Source organism: Pseudomonas sp. TE31087 (assembly GCF_057284075.1).
Window position 1 is genome coordinate 3,365,254 of the sequence record NZ_JBXVNN010000001.1, and the last position, 19,353, is coordinate 3,384,606.

Consider the following 19,353-nt stretch of genomic DNA (forward strand, 5'->3'; position numbering starts at 1 on the left):
TTTCTTATACTCATCCAGGTTACCCTCAGCCTTCAGGTACTGCGCGTGTCCAAGATGATGGTCTTCACGGGGAATGCCAACCCCGATCTGGCTCGGCGTGTCGTACGTCAGCTGCATATTCCACTGGGTGATGTTTCTGTCGGTAAATTCTCCGACGGCGAAATCAGTGCTGAAATCAATGAAAATGTCCGCGGTAAGGACGTCTTCATCATTCAGCCCACCTGTGCTCCAACCAACGACAATCTGATGGAACTGGTCGTGATGGCAGATGCCTTCCGCCGCTCCTCAGCGTCGCGAATCACCGCCGTGATTCCCTACTTCGGATACGCCCGCCAGGACCGCCGTCCGCGTTCGGCACGTGTAGCCATCAGCGCCAAAGTCGTCGCTGACATGCTCACTGTCGTGGGTATCGACCGTGTACTCACCGTCGACCTGCACGCTGACCAGATCCAGGGTTTCTTCGATATCCCCGTCGACAACATCTACGGCTCGCCCGTACTGGTCGACGACATCGAAGACCAGCGTTTCGAGAACCTGATGATCGTTTCCCCGGACATCGGTGGTGTGGTGCGTGCTCGCGCCGTTGCCAAGTCCCTGGGCGTCGATCTCGGGATCATCGACAAGCGCCGCGAAAAGGCTAACCACTCCGAGGTTATGCACATCATCGGCGACGTCGAAGGACGCACCTGCATCCTGGTAGACGACATGGTCGACACCGCCGGCACCCTGTGCCACGCGGCCAAGGCCCTGAAAGAACACGGTGCCGCCAAGGTCTACGCCTATTGCACGCACCCTGTGTTGTCGGGCCGTGCGATCGAGAACATCGAGAAGTCGGTACTGGACGAGCTGGTGGTGACCAACACCGTTCCGCTGTCCGCCGCTGCTCAGGCCTGTGACCGTATCCGCCAGCTGGATATCGCACCGGTTGTCGCTGAAGCGGTACGCCGCATCAGCAACGAAGAATCGATCAGCGCGATGTTCCGCTAAGCGGAACATGTGTTGATATGAAGCGCCCCGCCCCAGCATGTGTTGGGGCGGGGCTTTTTTGCCATCCCCGTCTGGCGCTGGTCGCAAACGCCCTCGGGGGGCTATTTTGGAGAAACAAAATGACTGATTTCATTCTGAACGCCCAAGCGCGTACTGACCTGGGGAAAGGTGCGAGCCGCCGCCTGCGTCACTCGCTGAACATCCCTGCCGTTGTCTACGGTGGCGATAAAGAAGCCCAATCCCTGACCATCGTGGCCAAGGAAATCGCCAAGCTGTTCGAAAACGAAGCTGCCTTCAGCCACGTGATCGAACTGAACGTCGACGGCGCCAAGCAGAACGTCGTGGTCAAGGCCATGCAGCGTCACCCGGCCAAAGGCTTCATCATGCACGCCGACTTCGTTCGCGTCGTTGCTGGCCAGAAGCTGACCGCCAAGGTTCCAGTTCACTTCGTCGGCGAAGAAGCCCCGATCAAGAAAGGCGGCGAGATCTCGCACGTCGTTTCCGAGATCGAAGTGTCCTGCGAAGCCAAGGACCTGCCTGAGTTCATCGAAGTCGACCTGTCCAAGGCCGAAGTCGGCACCATCATCCACCTGTCGGACCTGAAAGCTCCGAAAGGCGTAGAGTTCGTTGCTCTGGCCCACGGTGATGACAAAGCTGTTGCCAACGTCCACGCCCCGCGCGTTGCCGCTGAAGCTGCTGAAGGCGCTGCCGAGTAATCCACTCGCACGCCGGCGTTGATCGGGTTACAGTGCCGCGCGCACTGTAACCCACCAACTCCAAGGAAGAGCCCCTGACGTGACCGCCATCCAGTTGATCGTCGGCCTGGGTAACCCCGGCCCCGAATACGAACAGACCCGGCATAACGCAGGGGCTCTTTTCGTTGAACGCCTCGCCAGCGCCCAGCGCGTTTCGCTGTCCGCTGACAAAAAGTATTTCGGCCTGACGGCTAAATTCAGCCATCAGGGCAACGATGTTCGCCTGTTGATCCCCACCACCTACATGAACCGTAGCGGCCAGTCCGTGGCGGCTCTGGCCAATTTCTTCCGCATCAAGCCGGAAGCGATCCTGGTGGCCCACGACGAACTCGACCTGCCTCCCGGCGTCGCCAAGCTCAAGAGAGGCGGCGGCCACGGTGGGCACAACGGCCTGCGCGACATCATCGCGCAGCTCGGCAACCAGAACGACTTCCACCGCCTGCGGCTTGGCATCGGCCACCCGGGCGACGCCAAACTGGTCTCCAACTTCGTCCTGGGCCGGGCGCCACGCGCCGAGCAGGAGAAGCTCGACGCCAGCATCGATTTTGCCCTCGGCGTGATGCCCGACGTGCTGGCCGGCGACTTCGCCAAGGCCATGCGCGAACTGCACAGCCAGAAGGCCTGACACTTTAGAAAGGGGAATACCCATGGGTTTCAATTGCGGCATCGTCGGCCTGCCCAACGTCGGCAAGTCCACCCTGTTCAACGCCCTGACCAAGTCTGGCATCGCGGCGGAGAACTTCCCCTTCTGCACCATCGAGCCGAACAGCGGCATCGTGCCGATGCCCGATGCGCGCCTCGCGGCACTGGCCGAGATCGTCAAGCCGAACCGCATCCTGCCGACCACCATGGAGTTCGTCGACATCGCCGGCCTGGTCGCCGGTGCCTCCAAGGGTGAAGGCCTGGGCAACAAGTTCCTCGCCAACATCCGCGAGACCGACGCCATCGCCCACGTGGTGCGCTGCTTCGAAGACGAGAACGTGATCCACGTTTCCAACAGCGTCGACCCCAAGCGCGACATCGAGATCATCGACCTCGAACTGATCTTCGCCGACCTCGACAGCTGCGAGAAGCAACTGCAGAAGGTCGCCCGCAACGCCAAGGGCGGCGACAAGGATGCCCTGGCGCAAAAGGCCATCCTGGAAAAGCTGATCCCGCACTTCACCGAAGGCAAGCCAGCGCGCAGCCTGATGAAAAACATGGCTGACGACGAAAAAGCCGTCATCCGTGGCTTCCACCTGCTGACCAGCAAGCCGGTGATGTACATCGCCAACGTTGCCGAAGACGGCTTCGACAACAACCCGCACCTGGACGTGGTCAAGGCCATCGCCGAGGAAGAAGGCGCGGTGGTGGTACCGGTGTGCAACAAGATCGAAGCCGAAATCGCCGAGCTGGACGACGGCGAGGAGAAGGACATGTTCCTCGAGGCCCTGGGCCTGGAAGAGCCTGGCCTGAACCGCGTGATCCGCGCCGGTTACGAGCTGCTCAACCTGCAGACCTACTTCACCGCTGGCGTGCAGGAAGTCCGTGCCTGGACCGTGCGCGTGGGTGCCACCGCACCGCAGGCGGCCGGCGTGATCCACACCGACTTCGAAAAAGGCTTCATCCGCGCCGAAGTGGTGGCCTATGACGACTTCATCCAGTTCAAGGGTGAGGGCGGCGCCAAGGAAGCCGGCAAATGGCGCCTTGAAGGCAAAGACTACATCGTCAAGGACGGTGACGTGATGCACTTCCGCTTCAACGTCTGATACACCGCTCCTGAAAAAACCCGCTTCGGCGGGTTTTTTTTCGCCCGCAGAAAAGCCCTACAACCCGCGCCCGCAAAGACCGACATGCATATCGGCAAATTTGCATGCCCAAATATTTCCATAAATGCATTGACTGCATATGCATGCATGCATAACCTGTATCTCAAGCCGGACAGCAACCGGTTGTGACACAGGCAGCGATGAACAGGCCTCGACTGTTCAGAGGGTTGGCAACTGGCCCGGGTGTGCAGCGTAAAGCACCACGATCAGTTTTCCGGCGGGCAGACGGCCGCGGTCGGAGTCACCAATTCGAAGCGTAACCGCATGGCGTCACCAGTCGTGGCCAGCGGTTCGACAACGCATTACTGAAAAGCCTGCATGGCGGGCTTTTTGGAATGCCGAGCATGACTTCAGCGGTTCTCCGAACCCTGTGGGAGCGGGCAATCCCCCCCACGTACTCAACGATGAATTTCTCAGCCACCTCGCCCTGTACGGAGGCCTCCCCATGAACCAGTTGAAAGCACTCACCACCTACCTGCTCGAACGCAAGCTGGTGCCTGCCGGGCAACTGCACGCCTGGGCCCAGCAGCTGGACCTGCAACTGGCCTGGACGCAAACCGAACTGGGCCTGCACATGGGCAACCTGCGCTACCGCGCCCTGTTTGACTTCGACGACTTCAGCGGTCATCCCGGGCGCCTGATGGCGCTCGCCGGCAGCTGGCTGGAAAGCAACGACCCCGGGCGTCACCTGTTCGCCCTGCCGGCCCCGACCCTCGCCGTCAAGCAGAAGGTCCCGGGCAGCGACCTGCTCGACGTGTCGCTGGCCCTGGAGTTCGTCGAGCCTCTTTACCTGACCGAGGACGCAGCCGGCGAGATCGAGGTGTTCGGCAAGACCTGGTCATTCCAACCCTACGATCTGTGGGTCGCCGAGCAAGGCGAAATCGCCCTGCAGGCCAGTCCCCTCCCCTGACCCGATTACCCGGGCAACAACGCCCGACCCGCCCGCGACCTGATCGACAGGTCCTGGCACACCCCTTCAATCACCCCGCTAACGAGGCAACCTATGGCACTCGGTAAAATCAGCGTGAACAATCTCAACCTCGGCCAGGGTGCCGTGACCGAGATCGAGCGCTACTTCCTCTTCATCGGCCCCGCCGCCAAGAACGTCGGCAAGCTGTTGACCCTGAACACGGACAGCGACCTGGACAACGAGCTGGGCGTGGCCGCCAGCGACCTGAAGACCCAACTGATCGCCGCCCGGGCCAACGGCGGCGACCGCTGGGCCTGCCTGGCCGCGCCGATCGGCGCCGAAGGCGACTGGGCGAGCGCCCTGGAGTACGCCCAGCAACACGGCTACTCGGTCGAGGGCATCGTCATCACCAAGCCGGCGACCGCCGCCGCGGAACTGCTGGCCATGCACACCGCAGCCGAACAGCTGAACGCCCGCTACGGCCGGCGCTCGTTCGTCCTGGCCGCGTCCGCCGGCATCCTGCCGACCGTGACCTGGTCGGATTACCTGCTCGAGCAGAAGGCGCTCACCGGCGATGTCGCCGCGCCGCGTGTCGTGGTGGTGCCGCAGCTGCACGGCAACGACCTGGGCGTGCTCGCCGGGCGCCTGGCCAACGCCGCCTGGAGCATCGCCGATACCCCGATGCGCGTCGCCAGCGGCCCTGTCCTGGGCCTGGGCGCGGTGCCCGCGGACAAGGACGGCGTGCCACTGCCATCGGCGGTGCGCAGCGAGCTGGACAAGGCACGCTTCTCCGTCTCGCAGACCTACCCGGACTACGAGGGCGTGTACTGGGGCGATGCCAACATGCTCGACACCGCCGCCAGCGACTTCCAGGTCCTGGAATACCTGCGCCTGGCCGACAAGGCCGCCCGCCAGGTCCGCCCGCTGCTGATCCGCCGCATCGGTGACCGCCGCCTGAACAACAGCCCCGCCAGCATGGCCGCCAACACCAGCGCGCTGATGGCGCCGCTGCGACGGATGGCCAAGGCGGTGAAATTCGCCGGCGAAGTGTTCCCCGGCGAAATCCAGCCGCCGCGCGACGGCGACCTGGTCATCGTCTGGAAAAGCCACACCCAGGTGGAAGTGTTCATTCGCATCCGCCCGCACAACTGCCCCAAGGACATCACCGCGAACATCGCGCTGGACCTTTCCCAGGACAACCAGGAGTAACCCATGGCCAAGATCAGTGGCTTGAACTTCGACATCAACGTGGGTGACCTGAAGATCCACGTTGAGAGCGCAACCCTCGACATCACCGACAACAGCGCCGTGGCGCACACCAAGGGCGTGCCGGACGGCTGGGTCGCCGGCGACGTGGCCGCCAGCGGCGAGCTGGAAGTGGACACCAGCAACTTCAACCTGATCATCGAAGCCGCCGCCAAGGCCGGCAGCTTCCGTCAGCTGGGGACCTTCGACCAGCTGTTCTATGCCAAGACCCCCACCGACGAGATCCGCGTCGAGGCCTTCGGCTGCCGCTTCAAGATCTCCAGCCTGCTCAACATCGACGCCAAGGGCGGCGAGAAGACCAAGCACAAGCTGCCGTTCGACGTCACCAGCCCGGACTTCATCCATGTCAACGGCGTGCCGTACCTGTCCTTCGCCGAGGTCGAGGGCCTGAACTGATGGTGTGCCCATTCGACCGCGCCCAGGCTCTGGAACAGCTCAGGCGTGACCTGGCGATCGCCGCCGTCCGTGGCCGACGCGTGGCGACTGGGCCCAGCCTCACCCACTGCACGGACTGCGGCGACGAGATCGCCGAGGCGCGCCGCGCCCTGGGCGGCATGCGCCGCTGCGTTCCCTGCCAACAGCTTCACGAGCGCGGCCGCTGAACACAGCGCCCGCCACGTTTTTTTCGATTCCCGTATTCCAATGGAGTAGTACCCCATGACCCAACGCACCGAAATCTCCCTGGAAGTCGGCGACCTGTCCCTGGACTTCGCCATCGATCCGGCGCTGATGACCAAGTACATCAACGCCCTGACCCCCTCCAACAAGGTCGCCCCGGCCAACAACCTGCTGGTTACCGCCGTGAAGCCCGAGCACAAGGACCAGCTCAAGCCGCTGCTGGCCAACCCGATGACCGTGATCCAGCTGGCCGGCGCCCTGGTCGAGGAGTACGCCCCGACCGTGGAAGTCACCGTAAAAAAGCGCTCGGCCACGCAGAGCGACTGACCGAGGACGGCCTGGGTCAGCTGCTGGCCCTGGCCGAACGCTGGCTGCCCGGTGCCCCGTCCACGCCCGAGAACCTGGGCACGGCCAAGTGGCTGGAGGACGAGCACTGGCGGCGAATGGAAATCGCCATTGCCAACGGCATCGCACGTGCATTCAACGGAGGCTGACACCCCATGAGCACAGTTAACGCAACCAGTCGGCTGGACTACATCCTGCAACTGACCGACAAAGTCAGCGCGCCTCTGGAAAAGATCACCAAAGGCATCAGCGACCTGGCCGATGGAACGAAAAAGCTGCAAGGCTCGCTAAGCGGAATCGGTACCTCGCTGGCGCCAGCCCTGGAAATGAACCGCGCCCTGGCTGACCTCCGCTCGCTTGGCGTGGCCGAAGACGCCCTGGATGCCCTCGACAGGAAGGCCCTCAAATTCTCCATCGCCTATGGCGAGAACGCCCGCAACTTTGTCGCCTCGGCGTACAAGATCGAAGGTGCGATCAAAGGCCTGACCGGCTCCCAATTGGCCACTTTCACCTACACCAGCAACGTGCTGGCCAAGGCCACCAAGTCCGATCAGGGGGTAATGGCCGAGTACGTCGGTACGATGTACAACCTGCAGAAACAGCAGGCCGACGCCATGGGCAAGGGCCAATGGGTCAAGGTACTGGGTGGGCAGACCGCCCTGGCGGTCCAACTGTTCCGCACCAGCGGCGAACAGATGAAGGACGGTTTCAAGGCCGCGGGCGCGAGTGCCTCTGCGGCCGGCATCGATCTGGCCGAACAGATGGCCGTGCTCGGCAGCCTGTCCAGCACCATGCAAGGCAGCGATGCCGGTGGGCTGTACAAGGCGTTTCTCGACAACATCGACAGCGCGTCGAGCAAGCTCGGCATGAAGTTCACCGACGCCGACGGCCATCTCCTGCCGATGCTGGACATTCTGGGCAAGCTTCAGGGCAAGTTCGGCGATCTCAAGGGCGCTGCGGCAAACGCCAAGATCACCAAAGCCTTCGGAGGCGACGCGGCCCGTCTGATCGGCGCGCTGTCTCAGGACGCCGAACGCTTACGCGGCAGCCTGGACAAGCTTGGCAAAGTGCGCGGGCTTGAAGTGGCCGAGCGGATGGCCAAAGGCATGGTCGATCCCTGGCAGCAGCTCGAGGCCTCGGTGATGGCAGTGCGCAGGACATTCGGCCAGGCCCTGATCCCCATCCTGCAGCCGCTGATGACTCGCCTGGTCGATATCGGCAATACCCTGGTTCGCTGGATCAAGCTGTTCCCCAACATCACCCGGGTCATCGGCATCGCCACGCTGACGATCACCGGCATGAGCGCAGCCCTTGGCGCACTGGTGGTCGCCGTCGGCATCGCCCGGGTCGTCGTGCTGGGGATGCAGACCGCCTGGGCGCTGCTCAACCTGACCGGTTTGAAAAGCCTGGCCGTCTTCATCCTCCACTCCATTCAATGCGTACTCCTGGTTGGCCGGGTGCTGGCCATGATCACAGTGCTCGGGACCCTGCGGCTGGCCATGCTCGCCTGGCAAACCGTGACCTGGTTGGTCAACGCCGCCATGTACGCCAACCCTATCGGTGTCGTTGTCGCCGGCATCGCCGTATTGATCACGATTGTCGCCCTGGTCGCCAGGTACTGGGACGACTTCAAGGCGGCCCTGCTCGAGAACTCGGCGTTCCAGTGGGTCTCCTCGCAATTCACGGAGCTGGGCACATTGTTCGGTTCGATGAGTGGCTGGGCCGACTTCGCGAAAAGCGCCTGGGACAGCATTACCAAGATATTCCGCAGCGCACTGGACGGCCTGATCGATATGTTGAACAAGATCCCTGGCGTGAACATCGAAACACGTTTCGGCGATCTGCCAAAGGCACCCGAGGTGCCTCAGTTGCCTGGCCAGGTCGCGCCGATCGGTATCCGCCCCATCACCAGCCAGCCAGCGTCCATCAGGCAGTTGATGCAGGTGCCGACACCCACCCCGCTGATGGCTCCGATCGAGCAGATCGACCAACAGCGCCAGCGTATGACCCAGACCGCACTCAACCTCTCGCCGGCCAGCCCGACGAGCGTTCCCCAGGGAGGCCTGATGACCCAGATCCAGAACACCACCCAGGCGCAGGACCGGCGCATGCATGTCGAGAAGGTGGAGATCAACACCAGCAAGGCCATGAACCCGCTGGAGCTGGAACAGATGATGGCAATGGCGGTGGGCTGATGAGTGACTACATCGACCTGCTGATCCACGACAACGACCTGGTCCTGGACCCTTCCCACCAACCGAGGCTGATCGAGGACCGGGCCAGCATCGCCCAGGACATCGCCCACATGATCCGCGACAGCGGCCTGCTGGTGACCCTGGTGGCCGAGCGCAGCCGCCAGCGCCAGGCCGACTGCATCCTGCAACTGGAGCTGCTAGTGGAGGACGACGAGCGCCTGCTGCCGGGTACCGCGCGCGTCCTGGAAGAGCATCCGGGCCGCTACCTGGTCACGGCGAAAACCCTGAAATTCGGTGATATCGAGGTATACCTGTGAGCGACATGGACTTTCGCAAGGTGCTGGCCGACGCCGGCATTCCCACCACTGAGGCGGCCCTGCACCAGGCCTGGGAGGCCGAAGTGGCCGCCCAGGGCAGCAAGCTCAGCAACACCAGCGCCTACTCGCCATTCTGGCGCGTGGTGACGGCGCTGGTGACCAAGCCGGTGCTGTGGCTGGTCGGTTTCATCAGCGACACCGTGCTGCCCAACTTCTTCGTCAAGACGGCCAGCGGCGCCTGGCTGGACAGCCTGGCCTGGGCGGTGAACGTCGAGCGTAAAGGCGCGACCAAGGCCCAGGGCCAGCTGTTGTTCACCCGTGAAAACAGCGCCGGCGAGCTGCTGATACGCGCCGGCGTGGTGGTGCAATCCGCCGCGATCAACGGCCACGTCTACCAGCTGGTAACGGTCGAGGATGCGCTGTTCCCCGAGGGCCGCCTGCAACAGTCGGTCAAGGTCCAGGCGCAGCAGGTCGGCAACGGCTACAACCTGGCGCCCGGCTACTACGCCATCCTGCCCGAGCCGGTGCCGGGGATCGTCCAGGTGGTCAACGACGACGGCTGGATGACCTCGCCCGGGGCCGACCCCGAGCCCGACGACCAACTGCGCCTGCGCACCCGCAATCAGTTCAGCGCGGTCAACCAGTGGCACACCGACGCGGTTTACCGCGCCATGATCGCCGCCTTCCCGGGGGTGCGCCCCGATGGGGTGTACTTCCTCCATGACGCACCGCGTGGTCCGGGCAGCGCCAACGTCTACGTGCTGTTCGACGCCGACGTGCCGGCGCAGGCGTACCTGGAGCAGATCAACGCCCACGTGCGCGACCAAGGCAACCACGGCCACGGCGACGACCTGCTGGTAATGGTCATGCCCGAGACCCGGCACGACATTGCGCTGACGGTCTGGCCGCGGGCGAACCTGACGGCGAAACGGCGCGAAGAGTTGCAGCAGGGCATCACCCAGTTCATCCGTGCGGCGTTCCGCGAAAGCACGGCCAGCGACTATCGCCCGACGCTGACCTACCCACAGTCGCGGTTCTCCTTCAGCCGCCTGGCCGAGGAACTGCACCAGGCCTTCGCCGACATCGAGTCGCTGCATTTCGCCAGCGAGGACATCGTCTCGCAGCTGAGCATCGCGCGCATCGCCAACCTGCGGGTGGGCCTGGTATGAGCCCGCTGAAACTGCCGTTCTGGCTCACCGGCCCCGAACTGACCAAGCTCAAGGACGCCGCCCAGACCTGGTGGGCCAGGGTGACCGAGTGGCTGCGCTGGCCGCTGCTGCAGATGGACGCCGAGACCTGCCACCTCACCGTGCTGGACCTGCTCGCCTGGCAGCGGGACATCACCCGCTTCAAGGACGAACCGGAAAGCCTGTATCGGCTGCGGGTGAAGTACGCCTTCATCAACGCGGTCGATGCCGGCAGCACCGCGGGGCTCAAACGCATCCTGCGCCGGCTCGGCGTGGGCTATGTCGAGATCGACGAACGCCTGGCCGGCCGCGACTGGGATGTGGTCCTGCTGCGCCTTTCCGACTCGCAGCTGTCGGAGAACCCCGAGCTGCTGCGGGTACTGATCCAGCAGTACGGCCGGACCTGCCGCCGCTACGACTTCGTCAGCATCACCCCCGTGACCCTGCGCATTGGCGCAGCTCAATTCAACGACGACCAGCAGACGCTGGTCGCCACGCTTTAGGAGTCCGCCGTGGCCAGAATCACTTTCGCGGGCGAAAGCCTGATCGCCCAGAAGCAGGGGGCCAAAGAAGTCCTGCAAATCACCCGCTTCATCTACGCCAATGTGCCCGGGCTCGACCCGAACACGCCAATCGACCGCGCCGCGACCAAACCGCCGGCCAGCCAGATCGTGCACAGCTACGACATCCCGGCGGGCAACAGCGGCTACGTGAACCCCAACCAGGTCGTCTACAGCTCGATGCTGGGCAGCGACATCGGCGACTTCGACTGGAACTGGATGGGCCTGGAAAGCGCCGAGGGCGTGCTGTTCGCCGTGGCCTACCTGCCGCTGCAGCAGAAGCGGCGCAACATCCCGCCGCTGCAGATCGGCAACAACGTCACCCGCAACATCCTGGTGGAGTACAGCGGCGCCCAGGAACTGACCGGCATTACCATCGATGCCAGCACCTGGCAGCACGATTTCACCGTGCGCCTGAAGGGCATCGACGAGCGCGAGCGCCTGAGCAACCGCGACGTGTATGGGCGAGCGTGCTTCTTCGGCGACGGCCTCGGGGTCGTGAAAAGCGGTACAGGTTATCAACTGGCAACTGGTCTAGCCTATCTTGAAGGCATTCGCATCGAACTGGCCAGGCCCCTGCCCCTCCCTCAGGCCAAGACGCCATCTCAGGTATGGCTACATGTATCGCTGCATCGTGAACGGAACGATGTTGTACCCAGTTGGACTGTGGTTTTCGAACCTGACCAGCTGGACTACCTGAAGAATGACAGCTGGGTCTACTGCATTCCGCTCGCAGATATATCAGCCTCTGGAACCATCACGGACCGTCGCCGATCATTCCCGATCAACACCCCGCTGGTGGAGCACTTCGCCGCCAAGACCGGTTACTACAATGGCATGCGTGTCGGTTCGGCTGACAAACTGCAGTTCCCACGCAAGATCAACGGAATCCCGTTTGACGGCTCAACGGATATCACCGTAGGAGACACTACGAAGTTGCCGTTAACGGGCGGCAATATGTCCGGCACCATCAGCTTCGAGAACCAGCAGATGGGCGGCTTTTTCGTGGACTGGGCGACGCGTGTACCAGCCCTGCAGTTGAATTGCCCCGCCAACGTCCATGCTTACTCTCTGTGGAAAGCATCAAACTTGGGCGAAAGACATCTGGCTGCCTTGGACGTATGGGCCGGTGGTACAACCCAGAGTCAACCCTCTGTGGTGATGCATGTTGGCACCACAACTAATGCATTCACATTCGACGGCACAGGGTCGCTGACCATCAAGGGTAGCTACGGTGGTGATGCCGGATCTCTAACCGGCTTGAATGCGAACCAGCTGAGTAAGGGTTACGTGCCTGCGGAACGACTAACAGGCACCTATACCATCGATATCGCCGGGGTTGCCGCCAAAGCGGTCAAACTCTCTGTCCCTCGCAAGATCAATGGTGTGTCGTTCGACGGCAGCTCAGACATCACTGTTGTTGATGCCTCAAAATTGCCACTGGCAGGTGGCACGGTAACAGGGCCGATTACCTTCACAAGTCCGGGCATGGGCGGCGCATTCGTTGATTGGCGACAGCGTACTCCAGCCGTGCAGATAAACAGCCCAGAGGATGGAGGAGCTTATCTGCTCTGGCGGGCGACCAATTGGGGAGTTCGTCACTTGGCTGCCATGGAGGCATTTTCCGGAGGAGGACCTACGACGCCCGCCCAAGTAGTCACCCATGTAGGGGCAACCAACAATGCAATGACCGTCGTGGAAGGTGGTCACCTGTGGATTTCCGGGACCTACCACGGTGATGCCTCAGGCTTGACCAATTTGCCGCAAGCAACTCCAAGCTTGCCAGGCGCAGTTCAGAAAAATACAGCATCACTCGGGCAGAACGGTTGGTGGCGGTGTGCCCAAACTGGCCTTATCAAACAGTGGGGACTTACCCAGGGTGCGTCGGACATGACCACCCATCGCAGCTTCCCCATCGCCTTTCCAAACCGCTGCGTTTCTCTGGTGGCATCTCGAACCAGCCTCTTCTATGCCGATGCCAACACCGGTACTAACACACTGATCGTTAGCAATAGCCAATTTTCCGTTATCTCCGGCCCATTCAACTCGCCCGATGACATCTACTGGGAGGCAACAGGGTACTGATGACTATCTACTTTCATGCAGCAACCGGTGGATTCTATGACACCAGAGTCCACGGCGAGCGAACAATGCTGATCCCTGATCCCGATTGGAAACCAGCCATGATCGAGGTGCCAGACCCGAAATGGATACAGCCAGAGGGTACCGTTGGCAAGACCAAAGCGCCCACCGTCAGGGAAAGGGATCCGAAGTCGGCTCATCCTAACGTCCAAGTCAAAAACCCTCTGTGTTGTTTGCCGCCAGCGGCCGAACTGATGGAAATCACTCTGAACGAATATCAAGCACTGTTCAGGGCTCAATCAGCCGGAAAAGTTATTGCCACCATGGACGGCCGGCCCACGGCAATAGAACCGCCTCCGTTAACTTGGGAACAGCGCAAAAATGGATACCTCGCAGCCGTACAGCAGTTTATGGACAAAGCTGCGCAAACAGCGGGATACAGCGATATCAAGGATGCGATCAGCTACGCAGAGGAAGCCGCAGTTCCGAAGTTCCAGGCTGAAGCACTCGCGTTCCGCGCCTGGCGTTCACTGTCCTGGGCCTACTGCTACGAGCAGTTGGAGGTGATCGAACACGGCAGGCGCGAAGCCCCTACCAGTGTAGAGTTCGTTACCGAATTGCCTGAGCTGGTACTGTCCAATGTCTGACTGGACAGCTGTAACGATGCGCTGGCCAGCCGAAGCGACCCGCTGGATGGGCCAGCTCGACGCCGCCAAGGCCCTGGCCGGTAGCGAGCTGGCCAATACCGCACAGCGCCTGAGCGGCCTGCAGGGACTGGCCAGCACCAACCCCGGCCCGGTCGGCGCCGCGGCCAAGGGCGCGATCGAAGCCGGGCGCCAGGCGCTGGCAGAGCAGCTGGGCGAAGTGCCCAGGTGCCTGGTGGTGACGCCGTTCCAGAGCGGTATCGGCCAGGGGCGTGGCTACCAGCGCTTCCTGTCCGCGCCGAACCTGCTGCAGCAACTGGCCAACAAGCTGACCGACGCCACCGACGACGGCAGCCCCCAGGGTGAGCAGCACGCGTTGTGCCTGCTGTTCCTGGGCACCCGCCACGATCAGCTGGCCGCCGGCCTGGCCCGCTTCAACGCCCTGATGCCGATCCCCGAGCTGGTGCGCGCGCAACGCCGCGCCGAGCACCTGGCCCGGCTCGAAACCGAGAAATGGCAGATTCCCCAGGCCACCACCCTGCCGCGCTGGGAGGCCTTGCCGCTGGAGCGCTGCACGGTGTTGAAGGCGGCGCAGCAATCGCTGGCCGGGCAGATCGCGGTGCTGGAAAGCTACGCCGCCGACAGCTCGCCCATGAGCGACCTGGCCGGGCTGGCGGCGCGCAAAGCCAGCCAGCAGCAGGTCCGCGACCAGCGCCTGGCCGACCTGCGCCAGCTGCTGGAAGGCGGCCAGGCCGACAGCTCGGTACGCACCCGCCTGCTGGGTCCGGGCAACAACACACAACTGCGCCGCATGCTGCTCGAAGGCGATGCCCCGGGGCATGAATGGGTGATGAGCGCTGGCGTGATCCTGGTCGGCTCGGCCAAGGGCCTGAGCTTCGTTCGTGAAATGGTGGGTTTATGACACTGCTACTGTTGGACGGCCAGCCCGTCGAAGGCAAGACCCTGAAAGTCACCGGCAACCTGCGCATCGAAGCCGAGGACCTGTCCGGCCAGACCAGCAACACCGACTCCGCGCACAAGGGCTTCAAGCCCAAGACCCTCACGGTCACCCTGACCATCCCCTACGTCAACGGCACCTGGCTGCGCAGCCTGATGCGCCTGGCCGAAGCCACCGAGAGCGGCGGACAGCTCAAGACCTACCGCATCGTCAACGACACCGCCGAGGCCTTCGGCATCCGCCAGGTGCGCTTCGCCGACAGCGTCAGCGCCCGGGAAGACGACTCGCTGGCCTGCTGGCGGGTGCAGTTTGGCCTGGCCGAAAAGACCTCCAACCCGGAAAAGGTCGAGAAGCGCCGCGCCAAAAAACGCGTCAAGGCCCAGGCCGCTCCAGGGGCGGCGGTGGGCGCGAAAGAGGAGGAAGAGGAGAAGGACCCGGAGCTGACCAGCTTCGAGCGCCTGCTGAAAAAAGTGGATGACTGGCTGGGAGAGAAGTCATGAAGCTGCATCAGGTACTCAATGTCGGCGGCGAGCGTTACGACCTGGTCAGGGCGGACGTGCGCCTGGAACTGCGCAACCCGGGGCGGGCGACCTTCATCGTCCGGGCCGAGGCGCCCCTCAAGGGCCTGGTCACCCTCGACATCGGCTACAACGACAGTCCCCTGCAACGGCATTTCATCGGCTACGTCGAGCGCTGCACCAGCGCCAACGCCAGCCAGCAGTTGCTGTTCTGCCGGGAGCTGGCGGCGATCCTGGCCAGGCCGTTGCCGATGAACCTGCGCCACGTCGACCTGCGCGGCGTGCTCGATCAGGTCGGCCAGCAGACCGGCCTGCGCTTTCGCGTGCCCGAGCGGCCCTACGCGTCGGTGCGTGCGCCGTTCTTCTACAGCCTGGCCGCCGGCTTCCAGGCCATGGAAAGCCTGGCCCAGGTCTTCGACATCCCCGACTTCATCTGGCAGCAGCAGGGCAACGGCGAGGTATACGTGGGCAGCTGGGCCGACAGCTACTTCGGCGCGCGCCCCGCGCTGCAACTGCCCATGGAGCTGTTCGACAACTACCAGGGCAACCAGAGCGCCAGCATTGCGGCCCTGCCGGGGCTGCGTCCGGGCGCACCGATCAACCACGGCGAGCGCGTGACCCACGTCGCGCTGGCCGACAGCCAGATGGCCATACGATGGAAGACGCAATCCGCCGCGCCGTAGCGCGCCAGTTCCCCGAAATCACCGGCGGCTATCACCTGCCGCGCTTCGGCCGCGTGGTCGCGGTGCCCGATGCGCCGACGGCGCCCGGGCTGTGCGACGATTTCCGCCCGCGCTTCGGCGTCGATGTCCAGGTGCTGCTGCCGGACGGCGAGCCCGACCCGGCGTTGCCGGTGTTCACCAGCCTGCCGCTGCCGGCACCCATGGGCGGCCAGGAGCGCGGCATGTTCGGTTTCCCCGAGGAAGGCACCACCGTGGTGCTGTCGTTCGCCTACGGGCTGCCGCACAAGCCGTTCATCCAGCAGATCCTGCCCCACGGGCTGAGCCTGCCCAAGGTGCCGAAGGGCGACCTGGTGTGGCAGCACAGCGAGGCCTGCCAGCAACGCGCCGACGCCGACGGCAACTGGCTGCGACAGACGGACGGCCGGATCCGCGACAAGGCGATCGAGCGCGAGGTCGAGGCGCTGGCCAACACCGAGCAGTTCCAGAGCCATGCCCGGATGGTGGACGACCACTCGACCGAGACCGTCGGCGGGGTGAAGAAGATCGAGGCCCTCGGCGCGCTCAAGCTGCTGTCCGGCGGCTCCGCCAGCCTGGCTGCCCTCGATGACTTGCACCAAGCCACCGGGCGCGACCTGAACCTGGCGGTGGGGCAGAAGCTCAACGCAGCGATTGGCGGCGACGTCCAGGAGCGGATCGAGGGCCTGCGCCACAGCGTGGTGAAGATCAGCCAGCGCCTGCAGGCGCCGAAGACCTGGCTGGGCTCCGAGACGGTGAACGTGCTGCAGGTGCTCTGCGACCTGCTCGACCTGGTTCAGGAAATGAACACCGAGCTGGCCGGGCATGTGCACGGTCCCACGCCACCACCTGGCAATGCGGCAGCCTTCAGCGGCGCAGCGGTGCGGGCCAAGGCCATGGGACTCAAGTTGAAGCCGATCACGCTGTGATCTTCAAGGCATTTCGTATTCGCGGGGCCAGCCCGCTCCCACAGGTTCAGCCTTGAGCCTGTGGGAGCGGGCTGGCCCCGCGTTGCGTTTGGGGCGGAAAAAGTTGAGTGTTCACACGACTGACTGCCAGCAGACTTGGATTTAATCCATCGGGAACAGCTTTGCAGCATCACCAGCGTGGGAGCGGGCTTGCCCCGCGATCACCGGCGAAGCCGGTGCCATGCAGATAATCGCGGGGCAAGCCCGCTCCCACGCTGGTGATGATGCCCTGCGCGACCTCCCAGCCCATAGAGTCCTGTTCAGCCTGAAAGAATCCAAGGCTTCATCGCCTGCGCACAACCGTCTACAATCCCTCCTGCTTGAACCGGGATAACCGAAGCACTGCCTCGAAACCCGATGGACCTGACCACTGCCGGTCAACCGTCGGGACAAATGGGTCCGGACCTTGGCCGGCCCGTTTATCGGAGGCAACATATGAGCCCGCGTATCTGGCTGCTGGCCCTGGCGACATTCGCCACGGGCATGGCGGAAAACATCACGGTCGGCATCCTGCCGGCCCTGGCCGATGGCCTGCAGGTCCCGCTGGGGATCGCCGGACAACTGACCACGGTCTTCTCCCTGAGCTTCGCCCTCGCCGCACCCTTCTCTCCCCTGCTGACCACCCGTTTCCCGTTGCGGCGACTGCTCTGCATCACCCTGGCCCTGTTCGCCATGTGCAACCTCGCCGCGGCCCTGGCGCCGGGCTACACCGCGCTGCTGCTTGCCCGCATCGGCATGGCCACGACCAGCGCCCTCACCTGCCTGACCTGCACCCTGATGGCCACGCGCCTGGTGCCCGAGGCCCTGCGTGGCCGAGCCATTGGCGTGATCTTCATGGGTATCTGCAGTTCACTCGTGCTGGGCGTGCCCGCCGGAATGCTGCTATGCGACGTGCTGGGCTGGCGCGGGGTGTTCACTGGCCTGAGCCTGCTGGCGATCGCAGTGCTGCTGATGGCCTGGCACGGACTGCCGCAACTGCAGAGCAGCGAACGCATCGCCCTGGGCAGCTACCTGCGCCATCTGCGCGACAGCCGCCTGGTGGCCGCCCAGGGCGTGTCGCTGTTGATGATCGCCGGGCACTTCACGGTGTTCGCTTACCTCGCCCCCTATGCCCGACAGGTCGCCGACATACCGGTGCAATGGCTGGCGGCCCTGTTTGCCGTCTTCGGTATCGCCGGCGTCTCGGGCGGCTATGTCGGCGGCTGGATGGCGGACCGGCTCGGTGCAGGTCGCTCCATCACCCTGGCGCCACTGCTCTATCTCGCCAGCCTGCTGGTATTGCCCCTGAGCGTCGGCACGCCCTGGCTGTTCCTGCCGGCGATGATGCTCTGGGGCGGGCTGAGCTGGACCACCTCGCCAGTGGTGCAGAGCTACCTGGCGACCCGTGGCGCGGACACCTTCCCGGCCGGCATGAGCCTGAACATGTCGGCCATGCACCTGGGCGTCGGGCTAGGCTCGGCCATCGGCGGCGCGGTGATAACCGGGGCGACGCTGGCGGCCACCCCCTGGGCTGGCGCCGCGCTGACCGCGTTGGCGGCGGGCCTGGCGTTCTGGTCGGCGCGTCCACCTGCCGTGCCTGGCTTCAGCGAGCGCGAACCGGCGTAGCGGCCTGCTGCTGCTCGAAGGCATCGGCCAGGTAGTCGATCAGCTTGCGCACCGCGGGCATCAACCCGCGACGGGAAGGGAACAGCGCCACCACCTCCCCTTCCCGGGGCGCCCAGTCGTCGAGGACATGCGCCAGCCGCCCGCCAGCCAGATCGTCGCGCACTGCCTCCTCGGGCAGCAGCACCACACCCACGCCGGCCAGGGCGGCCTCGCGCAGTACCGCGAGGTCGTCCGACACCACACGGGGGCGATGGCGCACGGCAACCTCGGCGCCTGCGGGCCCGACCAGCATCCAGCTGGCGTCCTGCACATTGGCGCCCCAGTTCAGGCTCGGCAGGGCCTGAAGCCCTTCCGGCGACATGGGCCGCCCGTGTTCGGCCAACAGGCCCGGCGCGGCTACCAGGCACTGCCGGCTCGGGGCCAGGCGACGCATGATCAGCTCGCTGCTTTCCAGTGGCTGGTGCTGCACGCTCAGCACCAGGTCAAAACCCTCGCCGATCACATCCACCCGCCGGTTGTAGCTCTTGACCAGCAGCTCGACCACCGGGCATTGCGCCATGAAGCTCGCCAGCATCGGCGCCAGGCGCGAATCGAGCAGCGCGGTGCTGCTGGCCAGGCGCACGATGCCGCGAGGCTCGGCGCGGTTGCGCTCGACCGCATCCTCGGCGGCAACGGCCTGCTCGAGCATGCCCAGGCAATGGCGGTAATACTCCAGGCCCACCTCGGTCACCTGGAACTGCCGCGTGGAGCGCTGGATCAGGCGCACACCCAGGCGCTCCTCGAGCTTGGCCACGCGCCGGCTGAGGCGTGACTTGGGCAGGCCAAGGATGCGCCCGGCAGGCGCGAAGCCGCCATGCTCCACCACCTTGGCGTAGAGATAAAGGTCGTTCAGATCGAACATCGGCAACACTCGTCCACGGCTCACCGCTGCA

General features: G+C 64.1%; 22 protein-coding genes. 21 read left to right on the forward strand and 1 reads right to left on the reverse strand.

The genetic code is table 11. From position 1 onward, the window contains the following. Window positions 1–45 precede the first annotated feature (45 nt). The 21 genes from ACZ899_RS15095 (at window position 46) to ACZ899_RS15195 (ending at window position 18,421) form a co-directional block, all read left to right on the forward strand. Window positions 46–987 carry a ribose-phosphate pyrophosphokinase gene (locus ACZ899_RS15095; protein ID WP_016391678.1) on the forward strand — a complete coding sequence of 314 codons (942 nt, stop codon included), beginning with the start codon at window positions 46–48 and terminating at the stop codon, window positions 985–987. A 119-nt stretch (window positions 988–1,106) separates the two neighbouring features. After that, window positions 1,107–1,703 carry a 50S ribosomal protein L25/general stress protein Ctc gene (locus ACZ899_RS15100; RefSeq protein WP_232854730.1) on the forward strand — a complete coding sequence of 199 codons (597 nt, stop codon included), beginning with the start codon at window positions 1,107–1,109 and terminating at the stop codon, window positions 1,701–1,703. 79 nt (window positions 1,704–1,782) lie between these two features. Next, window positions 1,783–2,367 carry an aminoacyl-tRNA hydrolase gene (gene pth / locus ACZ899_RS15105; protein ID WP_023629555.1) on the forward strand — a complete coding sequence of 195 codons (585 nt, stop codon included), beginning with the start codon at window positions 1,783–1,785 and terminating at the stop codon, window positions 2,365–2,367. Between the two features lie 22 nt (window positions 2,368–2,389). Beyond that, window positions 2,390–3,490 carry a redox-regulated ATPase YchF gene (ychF, locus tag ACZ899_RS15110; RefSeq protein WP_203648000.1) on the forward strand — a complete coding sequence of 367 codons (1,101 nt, stop codon included), beginning with the start codon at window positions 2,390–2,392 and terminating at the stop codon, window positions 3,488–3,490. A 505-nt stretch (window positions 3,491–3,995) separates the two neighbouring features. After that, the gene (locus ACZ899_RS15115; protein WP_234560440.1) at window positions 3,996–4,460 is read left to right on the forward strand and encodes a phage tail protein; all 465 of its coding nucleotides are present in this window, start codon (window positions 3,996–3,998) and stop codon (window positions 4,458–4,460) included. A 93-nt stretch (window positions 4,461–4,553) separates the two neighbouring features. After that, window positions 4,554–5,669 carry a DUF2586 domain-containing protein gene (locus ACZ899_RS15120; RefSeq protein WP_234560439.1) on the forward strand — a complete coding sequence of 372 codons (1,116 nt, stop codon included), beginning with the start codon at window positions 4,554–4,556 and terminating at the stop codon, window positions 5,667–5,669. Window positions 5,670–5,672: 3 nt separating this feature from the next. After that, window positions 5,673–6,122 (forward strand): phage protein, encoded by a 450-nt coding sequence (locus ACZ899_RS15125; RefSeq protein ID WP_234560438.1) that lies wholly within the window; start codon window positions 5,673–5,675, stop codon window positions 6,120–6,122. After that, window positions 6,122–6,328 carry a TraR/DksA family transcriptional regulator gene (locus ACZ899_RS15130; RefSeq protein WP_050703721.1) on the forward strand — a complete coding sequence of 69 codons (207 nt, stop codon included), beginning with the start codon at window positions 6,122–6,124 and terminating at the stop codon, window positions 6,326–6,328. The genes ACZ899_RS15125 and ACZ899_RS15130 overlap by 1 nt, the downstream gene beginning before the upstream one ends. A 55-nt stretch (window positions 6,329–6,383) precedes the next feature. Continuing rightward, window positions 6,384–6,671, forward strand: a complete 288-nt coding sequence (locus ACZ899_RS15135; protein WP_234560437.1) for a putative phage tail assembly chaperone — start codon at window positions 6,384–6,386, stop codon at window positions 6,669–6,671. A gap of 20 nt (window positions 6,672–6,691) precedes the next feature. After that, on the forward strand, window positions 6,692–6,838 hold the full coding sequence (locus ACZ899_RS15140; RefSeq protein ID WP_371263118.1) for a DUF6890 family protein: 147 nt from the start codon (window positions 6,692–6,694) through the stop codon (window positions 6,836–6,838). A 6-nt stretch (window positions 6,839–6,844) separates the two neighbouring features. Beyond that, the gene (locus tag ACZ899_RS15145; RefSeq protein WP_234560436.1) at window positions 6,845–8,884 is read left to right on the forward strand and encodes a phage tail tape measure protein; all 2,040 of its coding nucleotides are present in this window, start codon (window positions 6,845–6,847) and stop codon (window positions 8,882–8,884) included. Continuing rightward, a complete protein-coding gene (locus ACZ899_RS15150) occupies window positions 8,884–9,201 on the forward strand; it encodes a DUF2590 family protein (protein WP_062364661.1) in 318 nt (105 codons plus the stop codon). Before ACZ899_RS15145 ends, ACZ899_RS15150 begins: the two co-directional genes overlap by 1 nt. Beyond that, window positions 9,198–10,370: a baseplate J/gp47 family protein gene (locus ACZ899_RS15155; protein ID WP_234560435.1), complete on the forward strand. Its 1,173-nt coding sequence runs from the start codon at window positions 9,198–9,200 to the stop codon at window positions 10,368–10,370. The genes ACZ899_RS15150 and ACZ899_RS15155 overlap by 4 nt, the downstream gene beginning before the upstream one ends. Further along, window positions 10,367–10,891, forward strand: coding sequence for a phage tail protein (locus ACZ899_RS15160; protein WP_234560434.1), 525 nt, complete (start codon window positions 10,367–10,369; stop codon window positions 10,889–10,891). The genes ACZ899_RS15155 and ACZ899_RS15160 overlap by 4 nt, the downstream gene beginning before the upstream one ends. Before the next feature lie 9 nt (window positions 10,892–10,900). Further along, window positions 10,901–13,033, forward strand: coding sequence for a phage tail protein (locus ACZ899_RS15165; protein WP_234560433.1), 2,133 nt, complete (start codon window positions 10,901–10,903; stop codon window positions 13,031–13,033). After that, window positions 13,033–13,677, forward strand: a complete 645-nt coding sequence (locus ACZ899_RS15170; RefSeq protein WP_232854740.1) for a hypothetical protein — start codon at window positions 13,033–13,035, stop codon at window positions 13,675–13,677. The genes ACZ899_RS15165 and ACZ899_RS15170 overlap by 1 nt, the downstream gene beginning before the upstream one ends. 16 nt (window positions 13,678–13,693) lie before the next feature. After that, window positions 13,694–14,596: a hypothetical protein gene (locus tag ACZ899_RS15175; protein WP_234560432.1), complete on the forward strand. Its 903-nt coding sequence runs from the start codon at window positions 13,694–13,696 to the stop codon at window positions 14,594–14,596. Continuing rightward, complete coding sequence (locus ACZ899_RS15180) at window positions 14,593–15,132, forward strand: baseplate complex protein (RefSeq protein WP_232854742.1); 540 nt, start codon at window positions 14,593–14,595, stop codon at window positions 15,130–15,132. The genes ACZ899_RS15175 and ACZ899_RS15180 overlap by 4 nt, the downstream gene beginning before the upstream one ends. Continuing rightward, complete coding sequence (locus ACZ899_RS15185; RefSeq protein WP_234560431.1) at window positions 15,129–15,833, forward strand: hypothetical protein; 705 nt, start codon at window positions 15,129–15,131, stop codon at window positions 15,831–15,833. The genes ACZ899_RS15180 and ACZ899_RS15185 overlap by 4 nt, the downstream gene beginning before the upstream one ends. Next, a complete protein-coding gene (locus ACZ899_RS15190) occupies window positions 15,806–16,777 on the forward strand; it encodes a hypothetical protein (protein ID WP_234560430.1) in 972 nt (323 codons plus the stop codon). Before ACZ899_RS15185 ends, ACZ899_RS15190 begins: the two co-directional genes overlap by 28 nt. Window positions 16,778–17,251: 474 nt before the next feature. Further along, window positions 17,252–18,421: an MFS transporter gene (locus tag ACZ899_RS15195; RefSeq protein WP_234561334.1), complete on the forward strand. Its 1,170-nt coding sequence runs from the start codon at window positions 17,252–17,254 to the stop codon at window positions 18,419–18,421. On the opposite strand, the gene ACZ899_RS15200 is transcribed toward ACZ899_RS15195, so the two are convergent. Continuing rightward, window positions 18,399–19,322: a LysR substrate-binding domain-containing protein gene (locus ACZ899_RS15200; RefSeq protein ID WP_234561333.1), complete on the reverse strand. Its 924-nt coding sequence runs from the start codon at window positions 19,320–19,322 to the stop codon at window positions 18,399–18,401. The two genes, ACZ899_RS15195 and ACZ899_RS15200, sit on opposite strands and share 23 nt — an antisense overlap. Window positions 19,323–19,353 lie beyond the last annotated feature (31 nt).

Coding starts and splice junctions, on each gene's coding strand:
- ACZ899_RS15100 (WP_232854730.1), top strand. CDS start 1,107: ATGACTGATTTCATTCTGAACGCCCAAGCGCGTACTGACCTGGGGAAA.
- ychF (WP_203648000.1), top strand. CDS start 2,390: ATGGGTTTCAATTGCGGCATCGTCGGCCTGCCCAACGTCGGCAAGTCC.
- ACZ899_RS15115 (WP_234560440.1), top strand. CDS start 3,996: ATGAACCAGTTGAAAGCACTCACCACCTACCTGCTCGAACGCAAGCTG.
- ACZ899_RS15120 (WP_234560439.1), top strand. CDS start 4,554: ATGGCACTCGGTAAAATCAGCGTGAACAATCTCAACCTCGGCCAGGGT.
- ACZ899_RS15125 (WP_234560438.1), top strand. CDS start 5,673: ATGGCCAAGATCAGTGGCTTGAACTTCGACATCAACGTGGGTGACCTG.
- ACZ899_RS15130 (WP_050703721.1), top strand. CDS start 6,122: ATGGTGTGCCCATTCGACCGCGCCCAGGCTCTGGAACAGCTCAGGCGT.
- ACZ899_RS15135 (WP_234560437.1), top strand. CDS start 6,384: ATGACCCAACGCACCGAAATCTCCCTGGAAGTCGGCGACCTGTCCCTG.
- ACZ899_RS15145 (WP_234560436.1), top strand. CDS start 6,845: ATGAGCACAGTTAACGCAACCAGTCGGCTGGACTACATCCTGCAACTG.
- ACZ899_RS15150 (WP_062364661.1), top strand. CDS start 8,884: ATGAGTGACTACATCGACCTGCTGATCCACGACAACGACCTGGTCCTG.
- ACZ899_RS15160 (WP_234560434.1), top strand. CDS start 10,367: ATGAGCCCGCTGAAACTGCCGTTCTGGCTCACCGGCCCCGAACTGACC.
- ACZ899_RS15170 (WP_232854740.1), top strand. CDS start 13,033: ATGACTATCTACTTTCATGCAGCAACCGGTGGATTCTATGACACCAGA.
- ACZ899_RS15175 (WP_234560432.1), top strand. CDS start 13,694: ATGCGCTGGCCAGCCGAAGCGACCCGCTGGATGGGCCAGCTCGACGCC.
- ACZ899_RS15180 (WP_232854742.1), top strand. CDS start 14,593: ATGACACTGCTACTGTTGGACGGCCAGCCCGTCGAAGGCAAGACCCTG.
- ACZ899_RS15185 (WP_234560431.1), top strand. CDS start 15,129: ATGAAGCTGCATCAGGTACTCAATGTCGGCGGCGAGCGTTACGACCTG.
- ACZ899_RS15190 (WP_234560430.1), top strand. CDS start 15,806: ATGGAAGACGCAATCCGCCGCGCCGTAGCGCGCCAGTTCCCCGAAATC.
- ACZ899_RS15195 (WP_234561334.1), top strand. CDS start 17,252: ATGAGCCCGCGTATCTGGCTGCTGGCCCTGGCGACATTCGCCACGGGC.
- ACZ899_RS15200 (WP_234561333.1), bottom strand. CDS start 19,322: ATGTTCGATCTGAACGACCTTTATCTCTACGCCAAGGTGGTGGAGCAT.